Annotated in this window: 3 protein-coding genes and 1 pseudogene; all 4 read right to left on the bottom strand. The window is 34.5% G+C overall.

The window, feature by feature from the left end; genetic code table 11:
- A pseudogene (locus tag AB0N03_RS52090) lies at positions 1 to 225 on the bottom strand (orotidine 5'-phosphate decarboxylase); the annotation flags it as partial.
- A complete protein-coding gene (tmk, locus tag AB0N03_RS52085) occupies positions 222 to 821 on the bottom strand; it encodes a dTMP kinase (protein ID WP_349221497.1) in 600 nt (199 codons plus the stop codon). The gene tmk and the pseudogene AB0N03_RS52090, both read right to left, overlap by 4 nt.
- A 241-nt stretch (positions 822 to 1,062) precedes the next feature.
- Complete coding sequence (gene pcp / locus AB0N03_RS52080; RefSeq protein WP_014573651.1) at positions 1,063 to 1,710, bottom strand: pyroglutamyl-peptidase I; 648 nt, start codon at positions 1,708 to 1,710, stop codon at positions 1,063 to 1,065.
- Positions 1,711 to 2,083: 373 nt separating this feature from the next.
- Positions 2,084 to 2,689, bottom strand: a complete 606-nt coding sequence (locus AB0N03_RS52075; RefSeq protein ID WP_063284065.1) for a dienelactone hydrolase family protein — start codon at positions 2,687 to 2,689, stop codon at positions 2,084 to 2,086.
- Positions 2,690 to 2,851 lie beyond the last annotated feature (162 nt).

The raw sequence follows: 2,851 nt of genomic DNA, 5'->3' as shown, positions 1-2,851 counted from the left end.
AGCAAGTTGAGGTTTTACAGCTGGAACTTTATCTGCCACTATATCAATAATCATTTTATTAAATTCAAAAATAGCGTAGCCTGCTCCTCTAGGGGTCTTTCCATAGATGCTCTCTGCCTTTTTTAAAATATAGCTAGGAAAATTCTCTAAAATGGGATCTAACCCAACACATAGATGAGATTTTGTATTGACTACTTTTTGTATATATCTATCAGAAAACATCATTTATCCATTACCTCGCTTACAAAATTAGTTATTATTTGATGAACTTTGTCAATCCCTACAGTTGAATCAACAAGTAAAGCATTTTTAGGTAAAACATCAAGAAAATTTTGTCTTACTTGGTTAAATACTAACTCATTTTTTTCTTCATACTTTATATCTTCTCCATCCCTTTGACGAACTCTCTCTAAAGCACGCTCTGGAGGAACATCTAAAAACACTGTAACATCTGGAGTAGGAACACCTTTATTAATCATTAGAATTTCTTTGTAGTCTATCCCACGAGCTTTAAAGAACGCTAGTGAACTGTATAAGTATCTATCACATATAATGTTGCTTTCAGATATTTTGGGGAAAATTTCTGAAGTTATCTGATAAGTTCTATCAGCTGCAGCCAATAAAGCAATCGAATACATATTGGGCGCAATACCATTATCCAAATAATCTCTAACTCTTTTATCATTTCTATAGTAATCTGTTGGTTGTTTTGTTGTAAAAACTTTAAGTTTTTTATTTTCAAACCATTGATGTAACATATCAATTTGAGTTGTTTTTCCTGAACCGTCAAGTCCTTCAAAAACTATTAATAAATTTTTCATAGCATTCCTCCATTGATAGTATTGTACCATAACTTGAAAGCACTTATATAAATTAACATAGAATAAATTACGGGTTAATGAACAATAAATGCAAATGATTTTAATAATCTTAATAAGAAAAGAAGAGTGTTCAGAAAATGACCATTTTCTGAACATCTGATAAAAAAGGAAAAACGATTAGAACGCTTTTCTTTTTTATGTCTATTTATTTGATAATAGTCCAAAAACACTAAACAGGCTTTTAGTGATCCTTGCCTTCAATCGTTTCGATATCGCCTTTGCCGTCACGGGACACGATGGCCTTGATAGCGGCAGTGATGCCTAAAACATCATCATCCAATGACAACGCTGGTGTTTCCGGACGAGTGACAACCTGTTCCGGCAAAAATGGAATATGCATGAAGCCGGCCTTAATATCGGGAAACATCTTATCCCGCATATACTGTACCTGATAAAAAATGTGGTTGCAGACGTAAGTGCCTGCTGTGTTGGAGACTGCTGACGGAACACCAGCTTCCCGAATGGCTTTGGCCATGGCCTTAATTGGTAACTGGGTAAAGTAGGCATTCTCGCCATCGCCATGAATCGTGTGATTAAGTGGCTGATACCCGGCATTATCTTGAATCCGACCGTCATCCAAGTTAATCGCAACTCGCTCCGGCGTGAGTTCAAACCGGCCACCAGCCTGACCAATGCTCAACACATAGTCAGGCTTTTCTTTGGCAATAGCATCTTTAACGACATCGGCTGAAACATTAAACTTTGTCGGAATTTCCAATTTAACGATTTGTGCCCCAGCAATTTCATCCGGCAAACGTTTCACGGCTTCAATCGCAGGATTAATTTTATCGTCGCCAAAGGGATCAAATCCGGTAACAAGAATTTTCATGAGAAGATTTCCTTTCTAAAATGCCAAGAAGTACAGAAGCTATCGAGAAGTGTATCTTGTACCATCTTTAAGACGTTGGAGTCTTTGATGGGTAGGACAATTTGTTGCGCCATGATTTATATATACCTTTCTGAAATTAAATAATTAAACTTATAATAGGCTCCGCCTTTTTATGACCACATTAAAAAACTAAACAAAAAGAACACCATATAAATTTTGTACGTGGTCTTCTTTTTGCTTTGAATCATTTCATTCCCTTGCTAAACCATTAGAAGCTTATTGTCAGTTTCAATAATACATCCAGTTACAGTTTACAAGACAATCTCCTACCATAGCTCTTTAGTGGTATCAGCATAAATTTATCATTCCATTACTAAAAGTTACTTAAAAATCCTTTTACTTTCTCATACATATTTTGAGTTTCTATATCATTATATTCTAATAGCAATTCAGGATCAGAAAACAAATATCCTTCTCCTTCATATTCATAGAATTCCAACTTAGCGCCTGAATTTTCTATTTCATTCAGGAATTCTTGTAAAATTTCTTCATCTTCTAGTTTCCACGGATCTTCTTTAGAATAATGGATTTGGATGGGGAGATTTGATGGCCACCCCTCATAGCCAAACATTTTAACTGGCATTCCACCATGTAACAATATGGTTCCAACTGTCTCTGGAATTTTTAGCGAAAGCCACTCTGCTAAATTACAACCATTTGAAAAACCAATAAAGATAACCGGTTTCTTACCATTCTTCTTGTGTTCTTCCTCGAACATCGCATAGGCTTTCTTTTCTAAACCATCTTCTCCAAATGTTCCGAGAAAAGCCATAGCTGTTTTATAATCATCAAATTTCTTTCCTTCATACAAATCAGGAATGATAACATCAAAACCTTCTTTTTTTATAACCTCTGACAAATTTAATTCAGACCCTCTTATTCCAAGTACTGAATGATAGATAAAAACAATTGGCTTCATATAATCCTCCTAGTTAAACTGAATTTACCGATTTATATTTCTATAATGATATTAGAATAATAACAAGACCCATCAGACTTAATCTCATATTATTCACCGTAATTAAAGTCTGATTTCACATTATTAACATGTATTTTCTAAAGTATATCAAATAACTATTCT

The sequence above is a fragment of the Amycolatopsis sp. NPDC051061 genome (assembly GCF_040682935.1).
In the GTDB taxonomy this organism is placed as follows: Bacteria; Actinomycetota; Actinomycetes; order Mycobacteriales; family Pseudonocardiaceae; genus Amycolatopsis.
The sequence above is the reverse complement of the archived record's forward strand: the minus strand, read 5'-3'. Positions and strand labels throughout refer to the sequence as shown.

Excerpts from the sequence above, each read along its gene's own strand:
- pcp (WP_014573651.1), bottom strand. The coding sequence starts at position 1,710 with ATGAAAATTCTTGTTACCGGATTTGATCCCTTTGGCGACGATAAAATT.
- tmk (WP_349221497.1), bottom strand. The coding sequence starts at position 821 with ATGAAAAATTTATTAATAGTTTTTGAAGGACTTGACGGTTCAGGAAAA.
- AB0N03_RS52075 (WP_063284065.1), bottom strand. The coding sequence starts at position 2,689 with ATGAAGCCAATTGTTTTTATCTATCATTCAGTACTTGGAATAAGAGGG.